The sequence below is a fragment of the Methylovirgula ligni genome (assembly GCF_004135935.1).
GTDB classification, from domain to species: domain Bacteria; phylum Pseudomonadota; class Alphaproteobacteria; order Rhizobiales; family Beijerinckiaceae; genus Methylovirgula; species Methylovirgula ligni.
The window spans coordinates 2245581-2266389 of sequence record NZ_CP025086.1 but is presented as its reverse complement, the minus strand read 5'-3'; the positions used below and the strand labels follow the sequence as shown (position 1 = coordinate 2266389).

The 20809-nt window shown below is 62.9% G+C and carries 21 protein-coding genes; 7 read left to right on the top strand and 14 right to left on the bottom strand.

Translation table 11 applies throughout. The features are described 5' to 3' along the window. Positions 1–54: 54 nt before the first annotated feature. Positions 55–1005, bottom strand: a complete 951-nt coding sequence (locus tag CWB41_RS10915; RefSeq protein ID WP_245411284.1) for a flagellar motor switch protein FliM — start codon at positions 1003–1005, stop codon at positions 55–57. Beyond that, positions 1002–1877, bottom strand: coding sequence for a flagellar motor stator protein MotA (gene motA / locus CWB41_RS10910; RefSeq protein WP_115837094.1), 876 nt, complete (start codon positions 1875–1877; stop codon positions 1002–1004). Before motA ends, CWB41_RS10915 begins: the two co-directional genes overlap by 4 nt. A 165-nt stretch (positions 1878–2042) precedes the next feature. On the opposite strand from motA, the gene CWB41_RS10905 reads away from it, so the two are divergent. The 3 genes from CWB41_RS10905 to fliI are packed head-to-tail and all read left to right on the top strand — an operon-like array spanning position 2043 to position 4899. After that, positions 2043–2822 (top strand): DUF1217 domain-containing protein, encoded by a 780-nt coding sequence (locus CWB41_RS10905; protein WP_115836697.1) that lies wholly within the window; start codon positions 2043–2045, stop codon positions 2820–2822. Between the two features lie 3 nt (positions 2823–2825). Then, the gene (flgF, locus tag CWB41_RS10900; RefSeq protein ID WP_115836698.1) at positions 2826–3551 is read left to right on the top strand and encodes a flagellar basal-body rod protein FlgF; all 726 of its coding nucleotides are present in this window, start codon (positions 2826–2828) and stop codon (positions 3549–3551) included. A 22-nt stretch (positions 3552–3573) separates the two neighbouring features. Next, complete coding sequence (fliI, locus tag CWB41_RS10895; RefSeq protein WP_115836699.1) at positions 3574–4899, top strand: flagellar protein export ATPase FliI; 1326 nt, start codon at positions 3574–3576, stop codon at positions 4897–4899. Between the two features lie 18 nt (positions 4900–4917). Here fliI and CWB41_RS10890 read toward each other — a convergent pair whose 3' ends face one another. Genes CWB41_RS10890 through CWB41_RS10880 form a run of 3 tightly spaced genes read right to left on the bottom strand, consistent with a single transcriptional unit; the run spans position 4918 to position 9643 of the window. Continuing rightward, complete coding sequence (locus tag CWB41_RS10890; RefSeq protein WP_115836700.1) at positions 4918–7710, bottom strand: DUF4159 domain-containing protein; 2793 nt, start codon at positions 7708–7710, stop codon at positions 4918–4920. Then, on the bottom strand, positions 7710–8639 hold the full coding sequence (locus CWB41_RS10885) for a DUF58 domain-containing protein (protein WP_115836701.1): 930 nt from the start codon (positions 8637–8639) through the stop codon (positions 7710–7712). Before CWB41_RS10885 ends, CWB41_RS10890 begins: the two co-directional genes overlap by 1 nt. Before the next feature lie 2 nt (positions 8640–8641). Further along, a complete protein-coding gene (locus tag CWB41_RS10880; RefSeq protein ID WP_115836702.1) occupies positions 8642–9643 on the bottom strand; it encodes an AAA family ATPase in 1002 nt (333 codons plus the stop codon). A 208-nt stretch (positions 9644–9851) separates the two neighbouring features. Here CWB41_RS10880 and CWB41_RS10875 point away from each other — a divergent pair, with 208 nt between their 5' ends. Continuing rightward, the gene (locus CWB41_RS10875; protein WP_165204270.1) at positions 9852–10328 is read left to right on the top strand and encodes a PH domain-containing protein; all 477 of its coding nucleotides are present in this window, start codon (positions 9852–9854) and stop codon (positions 10326–10328) included. 28 nt (positions 10329–10356) lie between these two features. Here the strand turns inward: CWB41_RS10875 and CWB41_RS10870 are convergent, their stop codons facing one another. From CWB41_RS10870 to recA, 4 genes are all read right to left on the bottom strand, one after another. Continuing rightward, the gene (locus CWB41_RS10870) at positions 10357–10896 is read right to left on the bottom strand and encodes a phasin family protein (RefSeq protein ID WP_115836704.1); all 540 of its coding nucleotides are present in this window, start codon (positions 10894–10896) and stop codon (positions 10357–10359) included. A 100-nt stretch (positions 10897–10996) separates the two neighbouring features. Beyond that, entirely contained in the window at positions 10997–11158 is a 162-nt protein-coding gene (locus tag CWB41_RS10865) for a DUF1328 family protein (RefSeq protein ID WP_115837095.1), read from the bottom strand. Between the two features lie 89 nt (positions 11159–11247). After that, positions 11248–13926 carry an alanine--tRNA ligase gene (gene alaS, locus CWB41_RS10860; RefSeq protein ID WP_115837096.1) on the bottom strand — a complete coding sequence of 893 codons (2679 nt, stop codon included), beginning with the start codon at positions 13924–13926 and terminating at the stop codon, positions 11248–11250. Between the two features lie 122 nt (positions 13927–14048). Continuing rightward, positions 14049–15122: a recombinase RecA gene (recA, locus tag CWB41_RS10855; protein ID WP_115836705.1), complete on the bottom strand. Its 1074-nt coding sequence runs from the start codon at positions 15120–15122 to the stop codon at positions 14049–14051. Positions 15123–15367: 245 nt separating this feature from the next. Between recA and CWB41_RS10850 the strand changes: the two genes are divergently transcribed. The 3 genes from CWB41_RS10850 (at position 15368) to CWB41_RS10840 (ending at position 17743) form a co-directional block, all read left to right on the top strand. Then, the gene (locus CWB41_RS10850) at positions 15368–15964 is read left to right on the top strand and encodes a hypothetical protein (RefSeq protein ID WP_181902966.1); all 597 of its coding nucleotides are present in this window, start codon (positions 15368–15370) and stop codon (positions 15962–15964) included. 94 nt (positions 15965–16058) lie between these two features. Then, positions 16059–16985 carry an ABC transporter ATP-binding protein gene (locus CWB41_RS10845; protein WP_115836706.1) on the top strand — a complete coding sequence of 309 codons (927 nt, stop codon included), beginning with the start codon at positions 16059–16061 and terminating at the stop codon, positions 16983–16985. Continuing rightward, positions 16982–17743 (top strand): ABC transporter permease, encoded by a 762-nt coding sequence (locus CWB41_RS10840; protein ID WP_115836707.1) that lies wholly within the window; start codon positions 16982–16984, stop codon positions 17741–17743. Before CWB41_RS10845 ends, CWB41_RS10840 begins: the two co-directional genes overlap by 4 nt. Before the next feature lie 24 nt (positions 17744–17767). Here CWB41_RS10840 and CWB41_RS10835 read toward each other — a convergent pair whose 3' ends face one another. The 5 genes from CWB41_RS10835 to CWB41_RS10810 all read right to left on the bottom strand — a co-directional run bounded on the left by CWB41_RS10835 (position 17768) and on the right by CWB41_RS10810 (position 20802). Beyond that, a complete protein-coding gene (locus CWB41_RS10835) occupies positions 17768–18397 on the bottom strand; it encodes a flagellar basal body-associated protein FliL (protein WP_245411285.1) in 630 nt (209 codons plus the stop codon). A gap of 15 nt (positions 18398–18412) precedes the next feature. Then, a complete protein-coding gene (locus CWB41_RS10830; RefSeq protein ID WP_115836708.1) occupies positions 18413–18775 on the bottom strand; it encodes a VOC family protein in 363 nt (120 codons plus the stop codon). A gap of 31 nt (positions 18776–18806) precedes the next feature. Next, on the bottom strand, positions 18807–19157 hold the full coding sequence (locus CWB41_RS10825) for a DUF1398 family protein (RefSeq protein WP_425373900.1): 351 nt from the start codon (positions 19155–19157) through the stop codon (positions 18807–18809). Between the two features lie 94 nt (positions 19158–19251). After that, positions 19252–19707, bottom strand: coding sequence for a MarR family winged helix-turn-helix transcriptional regulator (locus tag CWB41_RS10820; protein ID WP_115836710.1), 456 nt, complete (start codon positions 19705–19707; stop codon positions 19252–19254). 558 nt (positions 19708–20265) lie between these two features. Then, the gene (locus CWB41_RS10810) at positions 20266–20802 is read right to left on the bottom strand and encodes a hypothetical protein (protein ID WP_129396466.1); all 537 of its coding nucleotides are present in this window, start codon (positions 20800–20802) and stop codon (positions 20266–20268) included. Positions 20803–20809 lie beyond the last annotated feature (7 nt).

Below are 20809 nucleotides of genomic sequence, written 5' to 3'. Positions count from 1 at the left end.
CACGAGTCTGCCTCGGGGAAGGTTAACCTTCCCTGCCGCCCCAGCCCCAAAACTTTAGTGGTTGACCAGCCCATCCAGGAATTCCTGCTCGGCATCGACGATGTCGTCGACCCTTAGAGTATATTTGCCTTCGGCCTGGCCAAGCTGGCACCAGAACAGCGGTTCGGAATTGCATTCGAGTTTCACCCGGCTCTTCGGCGTGGCCTTCAACTGCAGCACATTGCCGACCTTCAGGGCGGCGATATCGCCAAGCGTAAAGCCGTCTTCCTCGATGATCGCCTGAACCATCACCTCGGCCTTGCCGACCTCGGTCTTGATCTGCTTGCTCCAGCGCGGGTCGGGCGTCGCGGCGTCGTTGCTGCGATCGGCCGTCAAGCTCTGCCGGATCGGGTTGAGGGCCGCCTGCGGAATGGCGACGAAGAACTCGCCGGCGCGGCCGAGAATACGCAAATTGAGCTTGGCCAGGACGGCGAAATTGTTGCGCGGCGCGACGACCGCGAAGTCCATGCGCGTCTCGACCCGCTCGAACTTGAAATGCGTCTCCTCGATCACCGAGAAAGCCTTGTGCAGCGCCCGGGTGATGAGATCGAACGCCTTCTGCGCGACGCGCATCTCGATATTCGTCAGAGCGCGATTCTCGATATAGGGCGATTCGCTGCCGTCGCCGCCGAATAGGGCCTCGACGAGCGCAAAGATGAGCTTGTTGTCGAGCCCGACCATGATACGCGCGTCCCAGGCCTGGACATGCAATACGGCGACGACCGCCTTGCCTTCGGCCGCCTCGAGAATTTTTCCGATACGTTCGGTCTTGATCGAATGGACGCTGAAATAGGCAGGCGCCGTCGAGAGCTGGCGCGCGTTCTCCGAGCATTGCATCGCCAGACGGTCGAAAATGACGCGCAGCATAGGCATGCGATCGAGCGAGACACCCGCCGAGTCGAACAGGCGCTCCGGCGCGCTCATATGCGCATCGGCTTCAGTCGAGGCTTTGCCACGGTGCGTCATGCCGCCTGCCTGGAAACGCCGCCCCCGGAAATGGTCTCATTCTCGACCATGTCGATCGTCGGCCGGTCGTGGGAGGAAATCGTCTTGCGTCCGTGCTCAAGGGCGATCTGCGGCATGGCCCCATTCATGAAGGCGAGCAGCGTCTGTTTGACGATGAAGTAAAAGCGCAGGCGCTTCTCGCGCGTCACCCTGATCTTATGCGCCAGCGGTGAAGTGACCCCGTAAGACAGCAGAATGCCGCCGAAGGTTCCGACAAGCGCCGAACCGATCAGACCGCCCAGAAGCTCTGGAGATTGGTTGAGCGCCCCCATCGCCTTGATAACACCCAGCACCGCCGCGACGATACCGAGCGCCGGCATCGCGTCGCTCACCGCGATCAAGGAGTAGTACGGCTTCAGCCGGTCATGGGTGATCGTCTCGATCTCCTCGTCCATCAGCGCTTCGATTTCATGGGTGCGTGCATTGCCGACGATCAGCAGCCGGACGTAATCGCAGATGAAATGCGTCAGTTCGCTGTCCTTGAGGACATTGGGAAAGTTGCGGAAGATTTCGGATTCGTCGGGATTATCGACATGCGCCTCGACTTCGTTGCGCGCCTTGCCGCGCAACTCGCGCATCAGCGCATAGAGGACACCCAGAACGTCGAGATAATCACGCTGGGTCGGCGCCTTGCCCAAGACGCCATCCATCACGGCGCGGCCAGTGTCCTTGATCGTCGAGAGCGAGTTGGCGATGATGAACGTGCCGACCGCGGCACCGGCGATCATGAGATATTCCATTGGCTGCCAAATGACCGACAAATGGCCGCCCTCGCTGGCATAGCCGCCGACGATACAGCCCATCGCGATCACCAAGCCGATGACAAAGTTCAAGGCCGCCCCTCCGCCTTTGAGCACGCTTTGTCGTAAGCCCGCAGGCTTGCCCGAAGCTGAAATCGCGACGGGCTGGAAGGCTCAGCGGAGACCGCCCGCTACATTGGTCAGGCCCGGACAAGCCAGCGGCGCCAGTAAGGAAGGCGATTTGCGAAGGAGCGATCTGTGCTCACTGCCACCCAACTCTACAATGCCGTCACGCGCACGGGATCGAATTTCGCTTCGTCTGTCGCGACGGAGCCTGCGGTCAAACAGCAGACGAACTATTTTCTGGCGAATATCGGCAGCGTGACCAGCGCCAAGCAACTCGTCAACAATTCCAAGCTCTACAATTATGTGATGAATGCCTTCGGCCTCGGCGACGAATTGAACGCGAAGGCGCTGATCACCAAGGTTCTCGAGGGCGGCACAGGATCTGGCAGTTTCGCCGCCAGTCTCAACGATCCGCGCTATTCCGCGCTCGCCGCTGCCTTCAATTTCAACGAAAATGGAACCGCCACGACCCAGTCAGAGACGACGCAGCAGACCACGGTCAGCAATTTTTATGAGCAGACAGTGGAAAACAACGTCGGCCAGCAGAACCAGGGCGCGCAGATGGCGCTCTATTTCAAGCGCATGGCGTCGCAGATCACCAGCCCCTACAGCATCCTCGGCGATCAGACGCTTTTGAAAGTCTTTGAGACGGCGTTCAACCTTCCCACGACCTTTTCATTGGGGAATGTCGATACCGAAGCCAAAACAGTTGGCCAATTGCTCGATATCAGCAAGCTGCAGGATCCGACTTATCTGCAGAAATTCATCGAGCGCTTTACCGCTTCCTATGACGCGCAGAATCCAATGGGTGGCAACAGCAGCCCTCCCACGGTCGCGATGCTCGTATCGCAACCAAGCATCAGCCAAAGCCTTCTTCTGAGCATAGCCAACCTCAAATTAGGAGGATCGTGACGCATGCAATCCGGCCCCTATGTTTCGCTGTCGGCGCAATTGACGCTGGAAAAGCGGCTCGATTCCCTGGCGCTGAACGTCGCCAACATGAACACGATCGGTTATCGCGCGGCCGGCGTCAGCTTCCACACCTATGTCTCACGCTCCGGCGACGAGCCTGTCGCCTACGCGAGTTCGGGCCGTGATTATATCACCCGCACCGAGGGGCCGCTCATCGCGACCGGCAACCCGCTCGATATCGCCATCCAGGGCGAAGGCTGGCTCGCGATCCAGACCCCCGGCGGCACTGTCTATACGCGCGACGGCCGCATGCGCATGCGTCAGACGGGCGAGCTTGAATCGCTCGCCGGCCATCCCATTCTCGATGCGGGCGCCACGCCGATCATTCTCGATCCGACCGCCGGACAACCCGTGATCTCCGGCGACGGCATGATTACCCAAAACGGACGGCAGGTCGGCGCGATCGGCCTGTTCCAGATCGACTCGAGCGCCAAGTTCAGTCGCTATGAAAATTCCGGCGTCATCCCCGACAAGCCGGCAACGCCAGTGCTTGACTTCGATATCAATGGCATCGTCCAGGGCCACGTCGAAGGCTCGAACGTCAATCCCATCCTCGAAATGGCGAAGCTCATCACCATCTCCCGCGCCTTCGAAAGCATCACCGGTGGCGCCGAGAAGAACGAAAGCACCTTGAAGGACGCACTGCCGATTCTCGGCGGCACCGCGTGAGCCTTCACGCGGAGGTTGGCTGATGTCGGCGCTCGCGCGCCTCGAGGAGGCCGTCAATTACGGCGTCGAGGAAATTGGCGATCTTCGCGTCAGCGGCGTCGTCAGCGAGGTCGCGCCCTCGCATTACCGCATCAGCGGCCTGTCGCACTTCCTCAAGCTTGGCGAATGTGTCGGCCTCCAACACGATAGCCAGATGCAGCTTGGCGAGGTCGTGCGCATCGATCCCACAGGTTCGACGGTCAAGAGTTTCGACGCGACCGTCGCGGCTGGCATCGGCGATCGCGCCTTTCGCATCGGCCCGCTTCACCTCTCGCCGGACGAGAGCTGGAAGGGCCGCGTCATCGACGCGCTCGGCCGGCCGATCGACGGTCAAGGCGCGCTGCTGCGCGGCGAACATGCGCGCTCGATCGAATCGCCACCGCCGCTGGCGCTGAACCGGGCGCGTGTGAAAACGCCGCTGCGCACCGGCGTGCGCGCCATCGATCTTTTCATGCCGCTCTGCGCCGGCCAGCGCATCGGCGTCTTTGCCGGCTCCGGCGTCGGCAAATCGACCTTGCTGGGCATGCTTGCCGGAGCCAAGGGCTTCAGCGCCGTGGTTGTCGGGCTGGTCGGTGAGCGCGGCCGCGAGGTGCGCGAATTCCTCGACGATTCGCTCGGCCAGAATCGCCGGCTCGCGGTCACGGTCGTTTCGACCGGCGACGAGAGCCCGATGATGCGCCGGCTTGCTCCGAAGACCGCCATGACCATCGCCGAGTATTTCCGCGACCGCGGCGAGAACGTGCTGCTGATCATCGATTCGGTGACGCGCTTTGCCCATGCGGCGCGCGATGTCGCGCTCGCGGCGGGGGAGCCGGCGGTCGCGCGCGGCTATGCGCCGAGCGTCTTCAGCGATCTGCCGAAATTGCTGGAGCGCGCCGGCCCCGGCGCCGAGGGCAGCGGCTCGATCACGGGAGTTTTCTCGGTTCTCGTCGATGGCGACGATCATAATGATCCGGTCGCGGACAATATTCGCGGCACGCTCGACGGGCATATCGTGCTCGACCGCGCCATCGCCGATCTCGGCCGCTTTCCGGCCGTCAATGTGCTCTCCTCGATCTCGCGCCTGGCGCAGCACGTCTGGACCAAGGAGCAGCAAACGCTGGTGCTGAAGCTGAAATCCATGATCGCGCGTTACGAGGATACGCGCGACCTGCGGCTGATGGGCGGCTATCAGCAAGGCCAGGACACCGAGCTCGATCAGATCGTGACGCTGGTGCCGAAGCTTTACGACGCCTTGCAGCAGTCGCCCGCATCGCCGCTCTCGCGCGACGCCTTCCGCGAACTTTCCGAAACGCTGCAGGCGAAGTGACTGGACTGTACGAAGCGCCTAATGCGCCAGCCGCTCCAGAAGATCGCGGACGTGCACCTGGTCGCTCTTGTAATTTCCGGTCAGCGTGTACATCACGAGATTGACGCCGCCGCGCAGCGCCAATTCATGCTGGCGCGCTCCGCCCGGCATCAGCGCGTAGAGGCTATCGCCATTCTCGTCCGCAGCCCAGCCAGCGGCAAGATCGTTCGAGGTGATGAGGATGGGCGAAACGCTGTCGCTGGCGCGCGCCGGCCGCGCCCCATCGGCCGGATTCGGCGGCGGCAGGGACTCGATCCAGGTTTGGCCGTTCTCGTAACGGCCGACGAATCCGTCGATAAGATAGAAGGTCTTTGTCACGACATGATCGGGCGGGATCGGCTCGAGCGGCGGCACATCGACGCCGTGGAGGAGCTGGCGCAGCCAGAGCGCCTCGGGCGTCGGCGGCCCCTCCGGATGCGCGGTCAAGGCGTCGCGCGTATCGAAGACGATCGTGCCGCCCTGCCTCATATAAGCGGCGATCCTGGCGATCGCCGCCGGCGAGGGCTGCGGCTGTCCGGCGACAATCGGCCAATAGATCATGGGATAGAAAGCGAGTTCGTCGCGGGCCGGATCGACGCCGACGGGCGCGCCGGGAATCAGCGACGTGCGTTGCGCCAGCACTTGTGAAAGCGTCGTCAGGCCGCCCTTGCTCTCCGCATCAACGTCCGGATCGCCGCTGATGATATAGGCAAGTCGCGTATTCAGAGCCGATTGCAGATCGCTTTGCGACAGCGGCGCATCGCTCCGCGGCGCGGCCTTTACGTGGCCGGGGGTGAAACTTGCGGCGAGGCCGATGAGCGCCAGCGCCGCCGCGGCGCGACCGAAACGGCGCGGAAAACCGCCGGAGAGCCACAGCGAGGCCAAGGCATCGACGATGAAGAGGAGAAAGGCCACCGCAAGAAGCGCCGGCCGCAAGTCAGTCGGCACCGGCCGCCGCAAAGCCTCCTGCGCAAAGCCGAGGCCTGAGAAGTCCGCCGCGCGCAAATCGTCATTGGGGCCGAGCGCATTGACCGAGAGAAGCTGATCGGGCGGACCATAAAAGCCCGGCGGATGTTCAGCGGTGCCCGCACCCACGAAATTGACGGGAACGGGCTTGGCGGTCGGCGGCGGCGCGCCGAGCACGCCGAAGCCATCGAGAATGCTGGTCGGTGGCACCACGGCGCTCTTTTGTGCTTCGCCGCCGGACCCGCCCGTGGGCTTGGCCAGAGCCGTGGAAAGATCGACGATCTTGTGCAGCATATCGACGAAAAGACCCGAGAGCGGCAGGTTCGACCAGGTCGTGTCCGCCGTAACATGGAAGAGGACGATCATGCCCTTGCCGTCGGGCGCTGCGGTCACGAGCGGCGTGCCATCGACAAGATGCGCCCAGGTCTTTCCCGGCACGTCGGCATCGGGCTCGGCCAGGACCTGACGGCGTACCGTCACTTCGCCCGGCACCTTGAGACCGACGAAGGGGCTCTGTGCATCGAAAGGCGCGAGGCGCTTTGGTGTCTCCCACGACAGCGCGCTGCCAAGCACACGGCCGCCGCGCCGTAGCCGTACGGGCACAAGATCGTCGGAGGCCGCCGCGAGCCGCGCCCCGGCGAAGCGCAGCAGCAGGCCGCCCTCCTCGACGAATTGCGTGAGCAGCGCATGGTCGGCGTCCGATACGGTGCCGACGTCGGCGAGGATCAGGACTGCGGGATGTTGATCGAGCAGCACGGCGATGGGATCGGGCGTTCCGGGCCGTGCCTCGCGCACGTCGGCGAAGGGCGCCAGCGCCTTATGCAGATAATAGTTCGGCGCCAGCAGGGGCAGCGAGACATCGGCGGTTTCATCACTGACGATGCCGACGGTACGCCGCTTCCAGCGCGCATCGAGCAGCGAGACGGCGCCGGTCGAGTGCTGATCGAGAATCTCGAGCCGGGCGATGTCGTTGCGTAGATCGACCGGCAGATCGAAACTCGCTTTGGTTTCCAGCGCGCCCTTGGAAAATTCAAAACGCGTCTCGCCGATCGCAAGGCTCTTGAGGTCGAGCGCCCGGACAATGCCCTGCACCGGCCCGTCCGCCGTGGCGCGCAGCACGCGAACCTGCAGTCGATCGCTCCGATTCTCCGGCCCGGCGAGCCCGCGCACCGAAGGCGCGCCCGTCACCAGCGCGATATGCGGCGCGAGCGCGGCGAGCTTTTCGGCAAATTCCCGCGCGTGACCACGTGAGAGGCCGTCGGCGATCCAGACGATGTCCGTCTTCGGCGCGGCGCCGAGCAGCTTGGCGATCGGCGCGACCAGCGCCACGCGATCCGAAATATAAGGCAGAGGCTTGATCGCCCGCAGCCGCTCGAGCGCATGCGTCGCATCGGTGAGGCTGATCTCGCGCCCGCCGTCCGAGGCCGCGACAAGGCCGACAAGCTGGCTGCGCCGCGCCGCGGCTTCGATGCGCTCTTCGGCCGCCGCCTGGCGGACCTCCCAATTCGGCGCGGCGGCCCAGCCGTCATCGAGCACGATGAGCAGCGGCGCCTTGCCGCCCGCCCCGGCGGGCAACGGATTGAGCACCGGCCCCGCCATGGCGAGGATGATCGCGGCGGCAATCGCCAGCCGCAGCGCCAGCAGCCACCAGGGCGTGCGCGCGGCAGTCTCGTCCTGCGGGCGCAGATCGAGAATGAGACGCAGCGGCGGAAACGGCACGCGCTGTGGATGCGGCGGCGTTACCCGCAGCAAGTAATAGAGCACCGGCAAGCCGGCGAGCGCGGCAAGAACCAGCGGAAAGGCGAAGGCGAGCGGCAGGCCCAGCATCAGCGCGCTATCCCCGGATTATCCGTCTCAAGCCGCATCCGCAGCGCCAGCAGCGCTTCGGAGGCCGGACGGTCCGTCCGATGCGGCAGGAAACTCCAGCCGCTCTGCCGCGCTGCCTGCTTCACCGCCTCGCGATGCGCGGTGAGCCGGGCAATATAGTCGCGGCGAAAACTCTCCGCCTGCCCCACCCGCAGACGCGCGTTGGAATCGACGTCGAGAAATTCCGTATGTCCGGTGAAGGGAAAGGTCTCCTCGGCGGGATCGGCGATCTGCACGAGATGCCCGTGCGCGCCGCGCGCCGCGAGCAGCCTGATCCGTTCCGCCAATGCCGCCGGATCGGTCAGGAAATCCGAAATGAGCACGGCATGGGAGCGCGGCGGCAGAACGATATTGGCGGGCAATTCCGCCGGCGCATAGCCTGGCGTGCGCTCCTCGATCAACATGGCCTCGACGAAATGCGGGATGATGCCGCGCGTCGCCAGCGGCCGCGTCAGGCCGAGCAGACTCACTCGCTCGCCGCCTCGCACGAGAAGATCGGCGGCAGCGAGACCCAGCATAAGCGCGCGGTCGATCTTCGACTGGCGTGCAAGCGAGGAGATAAAGCCCATCGACGGCGAGCGGTCGATCCAGATCGCGACCGTATGAGCGGTTTCCCATTCGCGCTCGCGGATATACAGGCGATCGTCGCGGGCCGAGCGGCGCCAATCGATGCCCGCTGCCGATTCACCCGGCACGAACGGACGGAACTGCCAGAAGGTTTCGCCGATGCCCGCCCGGCGGCGGCCATGCACGCCATGCACCACACTCGAGGCGACCTCCTTTGCCGCAACGACGAGGTCCGGCAGTTTCGCAGCGAGAGAAAGCGCACTGCCTTCGGTCGCGGCGGAAACCTGCTGCTCCGAACGATCAAGCAGGCGGACATCGCTCATCGTCAGCCGAGCTTCTGCGTCAGCTTGGCGATGATGCCGGGTATGGTCTCTCCCTCCGCGCGGGCGGCGAAGGTCAGCGCCATGCGATGTTTCAGCACCGGCTCGGCCAGCGCCGCGACATCGCTGATCGACGGCGACAGACGCCCATCAACAAGCGCGCGCGCCCGGGTGGCCAGCATGAGGGATTGCGCCGCGCGCGGTCCCGGTCCCCAGGCGATGTGCTGGGTGATCGCGGTGTTGCCCTCGCCCGGACGGGCGGAACGGACCAGATCGAGGATCGCCTCGACAACCTGTTCGCCAACCGGCAGGCGCCGCACGAGACGCTGGGTCGTCAGCAGATCCTCCGTCGTCATCGCTTGCCGGGCCTCTTGATCCTTGTCGCCGGTGGTTTCGATCAGGATCTGCTTTTCCGCCGCGCGGTCGGGATAAGGCACATCGATCTGCATCAGAAAGCGGTCAAGCTGCGCTTCCGGCAAAGGATAGGTGCCCTCCTGCTCAAGCGGGTTCTGCGTCGCAAGAACATGGAAGGGCTCGGGCAGATCATACCGCTCGCCGGCGATGGAGACATGATGCTCCTGCATCGCCTGAAGCAGCGCCGACTGCGTGCGCGGGCTGGCGCGGTTGATCTCGTCCGCCATCAGCAATTGCGCGAAGATCGGCCCCGGCACGAAACGAAAGCTGCGGCGGCGGTCGGCCGTCTCCTCCAGCACTTCGGAGCCGAGAATATCGGCCGGCATGAGATCGGGCGTGAACTGCACGCGCCGCGCATTGAGGCCGAGAACCTTGCCGAGGGTTTCGACCAGTTTGGTCTTGGCGAGGCCCGGCACGCCGACAAGCAGCCCGTGACCGCCGGCCAGCAAAGTGACCAGTGCCTCCTCGATGACCGTCTGCTGGCCGAAAATAACCGTGCCGAGCGCCGCGCGCGCCGCGGCGATACGGTCAAGCGCTGCCTCGGCCGCGCGGGTTACGGCCGCTTCGAGAGATGTCGTATTCGCTTCCGCCATTGCGATTTTGCCTCTCCTCACGGGGACAGTCATCTTGGACCAGTTTACATCGCAAGGCCACAAGGACGATCTGTAACCGTCAACGTGCGTCTCGCAGCAAATCGTCACAAAAATTTGTGGCAGCACAATGCCGTGTCGCCAGTGTTTCATCCGATTGATGAAGCCGTTCCCGGTGGACAATCCTTGGCCAAACACCGGCGGCGGGTTAATGTCGCCTATGAGTTATCTGACGCAAATTCTGCAGCCCGACGAAAAAGTCCTGTTCGACGGCCATTTGCATTGGATCATCTATCGGCGGGCGATCCTGCTCCTTATCCTTGCCGGACTCGCTGCCGCAGCATTGCGTTTTACCGGCGACCAGAACGGGCTGAAATTTGCGGTCTTGAGCCTCGCCTTCATCTTCGGCGCGCTCGGGCTTGCGGTCGGTTTCCTCACCTGGCTTCGCAGCTTCAGCACCGAGATCGCGGTCACGACGACGCGCGTGATCTACAAGACCGGCTTCGTCCGGCGCCATACGGTCGAGATGAACATGGACAAGGTCGAATCGGTCGATGTCGATCAATCGCTCGCCGGCCGCCTCCTCGGCTATGGGTCGGTCCGCATCCGCGGCACCGGCGCGAGTCTCGAGAAGCTCGATCACATCGCCGACGCCATTGCGCTGCGCAACGCCATCACCTCGCGTTAAGCGCCGACACCGGCCATCGTAGACTCTCTCAGCTCCCGCTGCCTGTCGAAGCCGGCGGCAGGACATCATTGGGGAACGCGCTACGCGCCGCGCTGTTGATCGTCTCGGCCGCTTTTTCAGCCGCCTCGAAAGCCGAGCGGGTGATTTCCTGGCTTGCCCTGAGGCTGGCCAAGGTCGCCACATTAGTCGCGGCGATCGCCTGCTCCAGGCCCGTCGCGAGTGGCGGGCTTGCTGCCTCGGCTGGCGCCGGGGCTTCAGCCGGCGCGCTCTGGACACCCTCAACAATGCCGGTGCGAAGATCGGCGAGACGCGAGCCCATCAATCGGACATTTTCGTTGAAGGCTTCGAACATGGCGGCCATGAATTTGGTCTGGATCGAGACCAGATCCTCGACAGTGCGCGCGCCGCGCAAATCCTCGACGAGCCTGGCGTTGCGCTCGAAATTCACCGCCGAAATATTGCTGATGTCCTCGGCGAGCCGTTGCAGGGTCTTCGCCGCCACCGAATAACCGCCGGCCGACCAGTCCAACGGCAGGGACGTCTTCGATTTGCGTTCGTGAATCTCCATGGCGTCCTCCGTTTCGCGGTTACGGAAACTCTTCCATCCGCCTTTTCAGGAGAACCTAGCGCATCGGGCCGTCGAGATCGACAATTAGTTCCAAGGATCGCTAACGCCGCAGCAAGCCGAGGACCAGGGAGACGACCAGCAGGATGATCGCGATCCAGAACAGCACATGCGCGATCTGGCCCGCAGCGCCGGCGAGACCGCCGAAACCCAGCACGCCCGCGACGATCGCAACCACGAGAAAAATCAGGGCCCAATACAGCAAATTGCCGAAGTTCATGGCGCTCTCCCTTGCCGAAGCGTCAACGGCAGCGGGGCGTCGCGAGTTCCATGACCCGGCAAAGATCGGCTTCCTCAGGCGGCGTCCGGCGTTTGCTGCAATGCCGCAGCGATGGCGCCCAGCGCCGCCCCCGCACTGCCGCCATCCGGACCCCCAGCCTGGGCGAGATCACGCCGGCCGCCGCCACCCTTGCCGCCGAGTTGCACCGCCGCGACGCGCACCAGCGTCACAGCGTCGAAGCGCGAGGTGAGATCGTCGGTCACGCCGACGACGACACCCGCTTTGCCCTCCGTATCGACCCCGACGATACCGACGATGCCGGACCCGAGACTCTGCTTCGCTTCGTCGGCCAGCGACCTCAGATCCTTCATCTCGACGCCGGCGACCTCCTTGCGGAAGAATTTGACGCCGCCGATCTCCTCGACCGCCGCTTGCGCCGCGCCGCCGCCCATCGCCAGACGCTTGCGCGCCTCGCTCAATTCGCGATCGAGTTTGCGGCGCTCATCGAGCACATGGGCAAGGCGCGTGGCCGCCTCATCCTCCGGCGCCTTGAGCAGATGCGCGAGCTCCTGGAAGCCGTGCGCCTGCGCGTTCAGATGCCGGCGCGCGGCAAGGCCCGTCTTCGCCTCGATGCGGCGCACGCCCGCCGCGACGGGGGATTCCGCCACGATCGAAATGAGGCCGATATCGCCCGTACGGCGCACATGCGTGCCGCCGCAGAGCTCGATGGAGAACGCGGCATTGGCGCGCGCGCCCTCCGCCGTCTCCAACGCATCGCCCATCGAGACGACGCGAACCTGATCGCCATATTTCTCGCCGAACAGGGCGCGGGCGCCCGACTCGATCGCCGCATTCACATCCATCAGCCGCGTCTCGACCGGCGCATTCTGCAGCACGACACGATTGGCGATGTCCTCGACCTCGGCCAGTTCTTCCGGCGAAATAGGCTTGGGATGGGCGAAATCGAACCGCAGCCGATCCGGCGCGACAAGCGAGCCCTTCTGCGCGACGTGATCACCCAGGACCCGGCGCAACGACTCATGCAACAGATGCGTGGCCGAATGATTGGCTCTGATCGCGCCCCGGCGGCCATGATCGACGTCGAGCTCGACCGGCAGGCCGACCGTGACGAGGCCGCTCTCGACCACGCCGTCGTGGACGAAAAGATCGCCCAGCTTCTTCTGCGTATTGGTCACGCGAAAGCCGAGGTTCTGCGCGCGGATGAAGCCGGTGTCGCCCACCTGACCGCCCGATTCGCCATAGAACGGCGTCTGGTTGAGGACTACCTGGCCTGTCTCGCCGGCGGCGAGCCGCTCGACCTCGCGGCCGTCCTTGAGCAGAGCGACGACGACGCCTTCCGCCGTCTCTGTCGCATAGCCAAGAAAGTCCGTCGCGCCGACCCGCTCCTTGAGGCCGAACCAGATCGATTCGGTCGCTGCCTCGCCGGACCCGGCCCAGGCCTTGCGCGCCTCGGCGCGCTGCTGCGCCATCGAGGTGTTGAACCCCTCGACATCGACGTCGATGCCCCGGCCGCGCAGCGCATCCTGCGTCAGATCGAGCGGAAAGCCGTAGGTGTCGTAGAGCTTGAACGCGGTCGCGCCGGCGAGAATTCCGCCCGCGGGCAGAGTGCGCGTCTCCTCCTCGAGGATCGCAAGACCGCGCGACAAAGTATTGAGAAACCGCGTCTCCTCAAGCCGCAAGGTCTCGACGATCAGCGCCTGCGCCCGCACCAGCTCCGGATAGGCCTGCCCCATCTCACGCACCAGGACCGGCACGAGCTGCCACATCAGCGGCTGGCGGGCGCCGAGAAGCTGCGCGTGGCGCATGGCGCGGCGCATGATCCGCCGCAGCACATAGCCGCGTCCCTCGTTCGAGGGCAGAACGCCATCGGCGACAAGAAAAGCGGAGGAGCGTAGATGATCGGCGATGACGCGATGGCTCGCCTTCTGCGGACCGTCCGGATCGACGCCGGTGGCGCTTGCGACGGCCGACACCAAAGCGCGCATCAGATCGATATCGAAAATCGACGGCACGCCTTGCAGCAAGGTCGAAATACGTTCGAGCCCCATGCCGGTGTCGATCGACGGGCGCGGCAGCCCTACCCGCTCGCCCGGCGCGATCTGCTCATATTGCATGAAGACGAGGTTCCAGAATTCCAGAAACCGATCGCCGTCCTCGTCCGGACTGCCGGGCGGCCCGCCCGCAAATTTCTCGCCCCGGTCGAAGAAAATCTCCGAGCACGGGCCGCATGGGCCGGTGTCGCCCATCTGCCAGAAATTATCTGAACCCGCGATGCGAATGATCTTTGAATCCGCAAAGCCGGCGATCTTCTTCCATAGCGCGAAAGCTTCGTCGTCGTCGTAATAGACGGTGACGAGTAGCTTTTCCTTGGGAAGCTCCAGAACTTGCGTGATGAAGGTCCAGGCAAACTCGATCGCCTCGGTCTTGAAATAATCGCCGAAGGAAAAATTGCCGAGCATCTCGAAGAACGTGGCGTGGCGCGCCGTGTAGCCGACATTATCGAGATCGTTATGCTTGCCGCCGGCGCGGACGCATTTCTGCGCCGTCGCCGCGCGCGTATAGGGCCGCTTCTCGACGCCGGTAAAGACGTTCTTGAACTGCACCATCCCCGCATTGGTGAACATCAACGTCGGATCGTTGCGCGGGACGAGCGGCGAGGACGCGACGATTTCATGCCCCCGACGGCCGAAATAGTCGAGAAACGCGGTCCTGATCTCGTTGACGCCGTTCATATTCTGCATCCATGCGCGCGCCAGTAAACGGGCCGCGACCATCCAGCGGGAAGGGAAAGCCGTCTTCTAGCTTTCCACCCTTCCTCTGTCGAGCCGCCCGAACGCCAAACGCGCGGTGCAACTCAGCCGTCGAGTTCGCCGTCCTCGGCCTCGCCGGGATCGAGAATGCGCTCGGCGATCAGGCCGGAATTTTCGCGGATCGCCTGCTCGATCCGGTCGGCGACGTCCGGATTGTTCTTCAGATAGGTTTTGGCGTTTTCACGGCCTTGGCCGAGTCTCTGGCTGTCATAGGAGAACCAGGCGCCGGATTTTTCAACGATGCCAGCCTTGACGCCAAGATCGACCAATTCGCCGGTCTTCGAAATGCCGGCCCCATACATGATGTCGAACTCGACCTGTTTGAAGGGCGGCGCGACCTTGTTCTTGACGACTTTTACGCGGGTCTGATTGCCGACGACCTCCTCGCGATCCTTGATCGAGCCGATGCGGCGGATATCGAGCCGGACCGAGGCATAGAATTTCAACGCGTTGCCGCCGGTCGTCGTCTCGGGGCTTCCATACATGACGCCGATCTTCATCCGGATCTGATTGATGAAGATCACCATCGTATGGGACTTGGAGATGGAGGCGGTGAGCTTGCGCAGCGCCTGGCTCATCAGCCGCGCTTGCAGGCCCGGCTGGCTGTCACCCATTTCGCCATCGATTTCGGCGCGCGGCGTCAGCGCCGCGACGGAATCGATGACGAGCACGTCGACCGAACCGGAGCGGACCAAAGTATCGGTGATTTCAAGCGCCTGCTCACCCGTATCCGGCTGGGAGATCAACAGCTCGTCGAGATTGACGCCAAGCTTGCGGGCATAGACGGCATCGAGCGCATGTTCGGCGTCGATGAAAGCACAGACACCACCCAACTTCTGCGCTTCGGCGATGACATGCAGCGTCAGCGTCGTCTTGCCGGAGGATTCCGGGCCATAAATCTCCACCACCCGGCCACGCGGCAGACCGCCGACGCCAAGCGCGATGTCGAGCCCGAGAGAACCCGTCGATACGGTCTCGATTTCAACCGTCGGGCTCTTGCCGAGTCGCATGATCGAGCCCTTGCCGAAGGCGCGCTCGATCTGGGATACGGCGGCGTCGAGCGCCTTGGTCTTGTCCACGGATGTTCCTTCCACAAGGCGGAGATTCGCTTGGCTCATCGGATATTTCCTTCTGACATGGGCGCGCGGACAAGTGCAATGCCGATCGCGGAACATGCAGCGCTGCTGCCACGACAACGCTAATGTACGCTATTTGTTCTCTCATGCAAGTTCTTTTTTTGTTCTTTCTGCGCCTCCTGCCGTTTTCCGTTTTAGCGCGGCGGAATCGCGCCTGGCGCTGGCGACACGATGGACTGTTACAGGAACTTGCCCGGCAGGTTGAAACTAATGATCTGCGGCGTTGATTGCATGACAACAACGACATAGGGATTCCAGATCGATTCACCGCCCCGCTGAACCCCAACAAGAGCTGGAAAATGCATAGTGCCTTTCACGCCGCCTGGGCCCTCGACTGGATTTGGAGCCTGCCTTTGGTCGTCGTGTGCGTCATCGTTCACGTCGTCGGCCTCGTGCTCATCTTCAGCGGAATGATTTACGTCATGAACCGGTCGGTTGGCCGCCGGCGCTTCGCCCCGATGTTCGTCATGTCGATGGGACTCGTGATTCTGCTCGTCACGATTCTGCACGGGGTCGAAGGGATGATCTGGGCCGCCGCCTATCGATTCCTCGACGCCTTGCCCGACGGCCGGTCGGCCATGCTCTATTCTCTCAGCGCGATGACCACGTATGGCCATGAGAATCTGTATCTGAAAGCGCAATGGCAGTTGATGGGCGCGTTCGAATCTCTAAATGGTACACTCTTGTTTGGATTGACCACTGCGTTCCTATTCGCCGTGATCCGTGAAGTCTGGGACAATGAGAGCGCGCGGCGGCGCAAAGACGATCGAGGCAATAGCGAGGACAGCGCGAAGCGTGAACTTTCCCTGTTCTCCGATCCGTGAGACGCCCGCGCTTTAGCCGATTGGCCAAACGCCATGCAGATGGGCTAAAAGCCTGCTTCGTTTCGACCCTTACCGCCCTCAAAGCGTCTTGCACATGCCCCCTGTCATTTCCGTCAGTCATCTGTCGAAAACCTATGCCGGCGGCCGCGCGGCGCTGAAGGACGTGAGCCTTGAGATCAACAAGGGCGAGATTTTCGCTCTGCTCGGCCCCAACGGCGCCGGCAAGACAACGCTGATCAGCATCATCTGCGGCATCGTCACGCCGACTGCGGGCAAGATCACCGCCGATGGCCACGATATCATCCGCGACTATCGCGGCGCGCGGTCGCTGATCGGCCTCGTGCCGCAGGAATTGACCATCGATTTCTTCGAGAACGTCTGGGCCACGGTCAAGCTCAGCCGTGGCCTTTTCGGCAAGAAGCCGGATGATGCCTATCTCGAAAGCCTGCTGCGCGATCTCGCACTCTGGGATCGCAAGGACAGCCAGGCACGCACGCTCTCAGGCGGGATGAAGCGACGCCTGATGATCGCCAAGGCGCTGTCGCACCAGCCCGAGATTCTCTTTCTCGACGAGCCGACCGCCGGTGTCGATGTCGAATTGCGCCATAGTATGTGGCAGCTCGTGCGTAAATTGCGCACGGCGGGCACGACGATCATCCTCACCACGCATTATCTCGAAGAGGCCGAGGAGATGGCCGACCGCGTCGGCGTCATCCGCCAGGGCGAACTGATCCTTGTCGAAGACAAGAAACGGCTGATGCAAAAGCTCGGCAAAAAGCGACTGACGCTGACGCTCGCCACGCCACTCGCGCAAGTGCCTGTTGCTCTGGCAATCCATCCGCTGACCTTGGCCGAAGGCGGCCGCGAACTCGTCTATACCTATGGCGAGAATGGCGCCGAGACGCAGATCGCCCAATTGCTCAATGACCTCAACGCGGCGGGGATCGCGATCAGCGACCTGCGCACGGAGGAAAGCTCGCTCGAGGATATTTTCGTCAGCCTGATCCGGAAGGCATCATGAATTTCCAAGCGATCCGCGCGATCTACATCTATGAGATGGCACGCACACGGCGCACGCTTCTGCAGAGCATCATCTCGCCCGTGCTGTCCACCTCGCTCTATTTCGTCGTCTTCGGTTCGGCGATCGGTTCGCGCATCTCGCATGTCGGCGGGGTGAGCTACGGCGCCTTCATCGTGCCCGGCCTCATCATGCTGGGCCTGCTGACGCAGAGCATCAGCAACGCCTCGTTCGGTATCTATTTTCCGCGCTTTGTCGGCACGATCTATGAAATCCTGTCGGCACCCATCTCGGCGTTTGAAATCGTCATCGCCTATGTCGGCGCGGCGGCAACGAAGGCGGCCGGCCTCGGCCTGCTGACGCTGGCGACCGCCGCGCTCTTCGTCGATCTCCACATCCTGCATCCCTTCTGGATGCTGGCCTTTCTCGTTCTGACGAGCGTCACCTTCAGCCTTTTCGGTTTCATCATCGGCATCTGGGCGGATAATTTCGAGAAGCTGCAATTGATCCCGCTTTTGATCGTGACGCCGCTCACCTTCCTCGGCGGCAGCTTCTATTCGATCGACATGCTGCCGCCGTTCTGGCGCGGCGTCACACTGTTCAATCCCGTCGTCTATCTCATCAGCGGTTTCCGCTGGAGCTTTTACGGTCTGTCGGATGTCAATGTCGGCATCAGCCTCGGTATGACCTTGCTGTTTCTCGTGCTGTGCCTTGGCATTGTCGCCTGGATCTTCAAGACGGGTTACCGGCTGAAGAGCTGAGGCCGGAAAGCATTCGCCCTGCCCTCAATCGGCAAACGCGGGCTCGATGATTCTCTTGGATTCCGAAAGCTGCCCGTCGTCATCGTAGCGCAGCAGGATCACCCAGTCGTAGGTGTCTTCCGGCCAATAGCCGTCGGGCAAGAGTTCGTCGGGGTTCGCGCCAAGCTGGTTCAGAAGTTTCGGCATCTTGCCGTGATGCCAGGCGATGAGGACGGTGCGGTGGGGTTCGCCTGCCGCGAGCCAATGCGCCAGAGCCTTCACTTCCTTGTCGGGAAAGGGCTGCTCGATCTTGAGCCCGCTTGCTTGCGCGAAGGGCGTGACCGTCAGGCGCGGGCGGTCGCTGTCTTGCGAATCCGCAGTCGCGATAATCGCGTCGATTTTCACCGGCGCGCCGTCGATCCGCAAATGCTGGAGATAATCCACATAGGCTTTGGCGCGCGCGACTCCCGCCGGCGCGAGGCCTGGGCCGCTGTTATCGCCCGCGGGCTTTTCCGCATGGCGAATAATGAGCAGCGTATCGCCGGCGAGGCCGGAGGCCGCGGCATCTTCATCGTAATGATGGTGGTGATGATGATGGCGCGCGAGAACCGGCGAAGCGCCAGTCAGCAGGAATGCGACAAGAATGAACCCAAGAAGCAGCTTCAATTTCGGCATCGAAGGTCTCCGCGTTCACGCTGGCTGGTGATAGACGGCTTCAATATTGTTGCCGTCCGGATCGAGGACGAAAGCGGCGTAATAGCCCGGGCTGTAATCGGGCCGCAGGCCGGGCGGTCCGTTGTCTTTGCCGCCGCCCGCAAGTGCCGCCGCATAAAAGGCGTCGACCGCCGCGCTGCCCGGAGCCGCCAACGCGATGTGAATGGGCGTCGGCTTGGCCTGCGCCGTACCGATCCATAGTTCGGGCTTGTCGCTGCCAAAGCCGGCGGCGTCCTCGTAGCTCGCGAGCTTCGAATATCCGAGCGGCGCCAGCACCGACTCATAAAAATGGGTGAGCCTGTCGAACTGGTTGGTATGGATGCCGATGTGGTCGAGCATTGCTGTGCCTTTCAACGATGCTTCAAAGGATTCAAAACTGCGCGGATGGAAAGTGCTCGATGTGGGTTTCGCCCGTGCGGCCAAAATAGAGCGCGCGCCGCCCGGAGAATGAGACAAGATAACCAGCGCAGCCGGCCGCCGCGACTTTGGCGCAAAACCCCTTGTAGGTATAGCCCGGCGCTAAAGCCTGGGCCTCGCGAATGGCAGCCGTAACCGAATCGGAATCGAACCCCGCGGCAACCTTTGCCGTGGCGGCACCCATCGGAAGATCGAGGGCCTCGCCATCCGGCAAATAATAGGTACGCGCCGCACGGCGTAGGTCCACCAGATAGCCATCGAAACCGGCTTCGATCAGCTTCGCGACGCTTTGCGGGAAAGTCATGCGATCCGTCTCTGCACCCTCAAGACAGTCCTGAGCCACAGCTCTCTTATGCGCGTCCATGTGCGTACCTCTTTTTAATGACAATCCTGCGGGCTCAATCCATCGGCACGGATTTCAAACCTCGCCTTTCGACGACATCGCGCAGAAAGCGCTCGATCCCGGCCCGCTCTTCGGCGGAGAGATGCGAGAAAAACTCGGCGTCGTTCTGATCGGCGAGCGCCGCCAGTTTCGGCACGAGCGCCCGCCCCTGTCCCGTGAGCGTCAGGCTCTGCGCCCGGCGGTCCGAAGGATCGGCGTGGCGGACGACGAGCGCCTTGTTAATCAGACGCTCGGCGAGTTTGCTGATCGCGCCGCGGCTCAGCCCCAGCTTTTCCGCCAGTCCGCTCGGCGAAAGCGCCTCTACCCCGTAGAGCTCGCGCAGCAGTGCCCATTCCGCGACAGTGACGTCCCGATCTTCCAGCTTCCGGGCGAAGGCCTGCGAGACGTGATTGGAGACGTAGCGCAGCCAATACCCCAGATGCGATGCCAAATCCGAAACGGCGCGTGCCATCCGGGAACCTCCATTTAATTTCCTAGGAAACTAAATAGCCGCAGAAAGTTTCCTAGTCAACTATAATTCCGGGCGATGCGCCGAAGGTAAAGCCCGGCTTTTTGAAACGGCTTCGGAATGTTGCGCGCAAGTCGCACAGGCCCGGCGAATGCGTCAGAAGCCTGTGAATTGATTAATGTAATGGACCCAAGTCCAATTTTGCATGTTAGCTTTTCCAAATGTCGCTGACGAGGACGGGGGTTTTCATATGCGCGGGTTATTCAATACACAGGCGGCCGCAATCGCACTTGCGGGCAGTCTCGCTTTAAGTTTCGGTTGCAGCGCCCAGCAAGTCACGGATGCGCAACGCGACGCCTGTATGCCGGACGCGTTTCGTCTTTGCTCGGCGGAGATACCGGATTCCGGCCGCGTCGCGGCGTGCATGGACGCTCATGTCAGCAGTCTCAGCCCGGCCTGCCGCGCAGCGTTCCAATGGCGGGGGGCCAGCGCCGAGGTGACGCACCACCGCCATCGCCATTACGCGCGCAGGCTGTCCGGCGACGAAGCCCTGGTGCGTAACTAATCCTGGGCATCCGGCGCGATGAGCTGGTCGTAATATTTGACGACCAGCGCGACATTCCCGGCGAATTTGACCGGCGCCGCGCTCAGCATCTGCGCGTGGTAGGCCTCGAGCTGCCGCTTCTTGTCCTCGGGCGGCAGGTCTTTGCCGGCGAGAAGCGCGGTGACTTCGGCGCGCGTAACCGCCTGAACGCCGATATATTTTTTGCTGAGCGGATCGATGCCCGTCAAAATCCAGACGATATTGACCGCGACTGATTCGTAGCTCGCATAATCGGCGAATCCGAAATCGCGTGCCGTCGCGTTGAGCGATGCCATCAGCCGCGGTTCAGGCACGGCGCCAGGACCGGCCGGGACTTTGGCGAGAATCGCGTCGAGCGCCGGCGCGGCGGCCAGATATTGGGTAACCTTGTCCTCGCTGAGGACGATCTGTTTCACCGGCTCGGCGCTCCGCGCGAACGGCTTCGCCTGCAGGACTGGCGCTGACGCCAGAGCTAGGACGAGCCCCACACTTAGATAGATCGGCCTGCAACGCATCTTTGCC

Excerpts from the sequence above, each read along its gene's own strand:
- CWB41_RS10915 (WP_245411284.1), bottom strand. The coding sequence starts at position 1,005 with ATGACGCACCGTGGCAAAGCCTCGACTGAAGCCGATGCGCATATGAGC.
- flgF (WP_115836698.1), top strand. The coding sequence starts at position 2,826 with ATGCAATCCGGCCCCTATGTTTCGCTGTCGGCGCAATTGACGCTGGAA.
- fliI (WP_115836699.1), top strand. The coding sequence starts at position 3,574 with ATGTCGGCGCTCGCGCGCCTCGAGGAGGCCGTCAATTACGGCGTCGAG.
- CWB41_RS10890 (WP_115836700.1), bottom strand. The coding sequence starts at position 7,710 with ATGCTGGGCCTGCCGCTCGCCTTCGCCTTTCCGCTGGTTCTTGCCGCG.
- CWB41_RS10885 (WP_115836701.1), bottom strand. The coding sequence starts at position 8,639 with ATGAGCGATGTCCGCCTGCTTGATCGTTCGGAGCAGCAGGTTTCCGCC.
- CWB41_RS10880 (WP_115836702.1), bottom strand. The coding sequence starts at position 9,643 with ATGGCGGAAGCGAATACGACATCTCTCGAAGCGGCCGTAACCCGCGCG.
- CWB41_RS10875 (WP_165204270.1), top strand. The coding sequence starts at position 9,852 with ATGTCGCCTATGAGTTATCTGACGCAAATTCTGCAGCCCGACGAAAAA.
- CWB41_RS10870 (WP_115836704.1), bottom strand. The coding sequence starts at position 10,896 with ATGGAGATTCACGAACGCAAATCGAAGACGTCCCTGCCGTTGGACTGG.
- alaS (WP_115837096.1), bottom strand. The coding sequence starts at position 13,926 with ATGAACGGCGTCAACGAGATCAGGACCGCGTTTCTCGACTATTTCGGC.
- recA (WP_115836705.1), bottom strand. The coding sequence starts at position 15,122 with ATGAGCCAAGCGAATCTCCGCCTTGTGGAAGGAACATCCGTGGACAAG.
- CWB41_RS10845 (WP_115836706.1), top strand. The coding sequence starts at position 16,059 with ATGCCCCCTGTCATTTCCGTCAGTCATCTGTCGAAAACCTATGCCGGC.
- CWB41_RS10840 (WP_115836707.1), top strand. The coding sequence starts at position 16,982 with ATGAATTTCCAAGCGATCCGCGCGATCTACATCTATGAGATGGCACGC.
- CWB41_RS10835 (WP_245411285.1), bottom strand. The coding sequence starts at position 18,397 with ATGCCGAAATTGAAGCTGCTTCTTGGGTTCATTCTTGTCGCATTCCTG.
- CWB41_RS10830 (WP_115836708.1), bottom strand. The coding sequence starts at position 18,775 with ATGCTCGACCACATCGGCATCCATACCAACCAGTTCGACAGGCTCACC.
- CWB41_RS10825 (WP_425373900.1), bottom strand. The coding sequence starts at position 19,157 with ATGACTTTCCCGCAAAGCGTCGCGAAGCTGATCGAAGCCGGTTTCGAT.
- CWB41_RS10820 (WP_115836710.1), bottom strand. The coding sequence starts at position 19,707 with ATGGCACGCGCCGTTTCGGATTTGGCATCGCATCTGGGGTATTGGCTG.
- CWB41_RS10810 (WP_129396466.1), bottom strand. The coding sequence starts at position 20,802 with ATGCGTTGCAGGCCGATCTATCTAAGTGTGGGGCTCGTCCTAGCTCTG.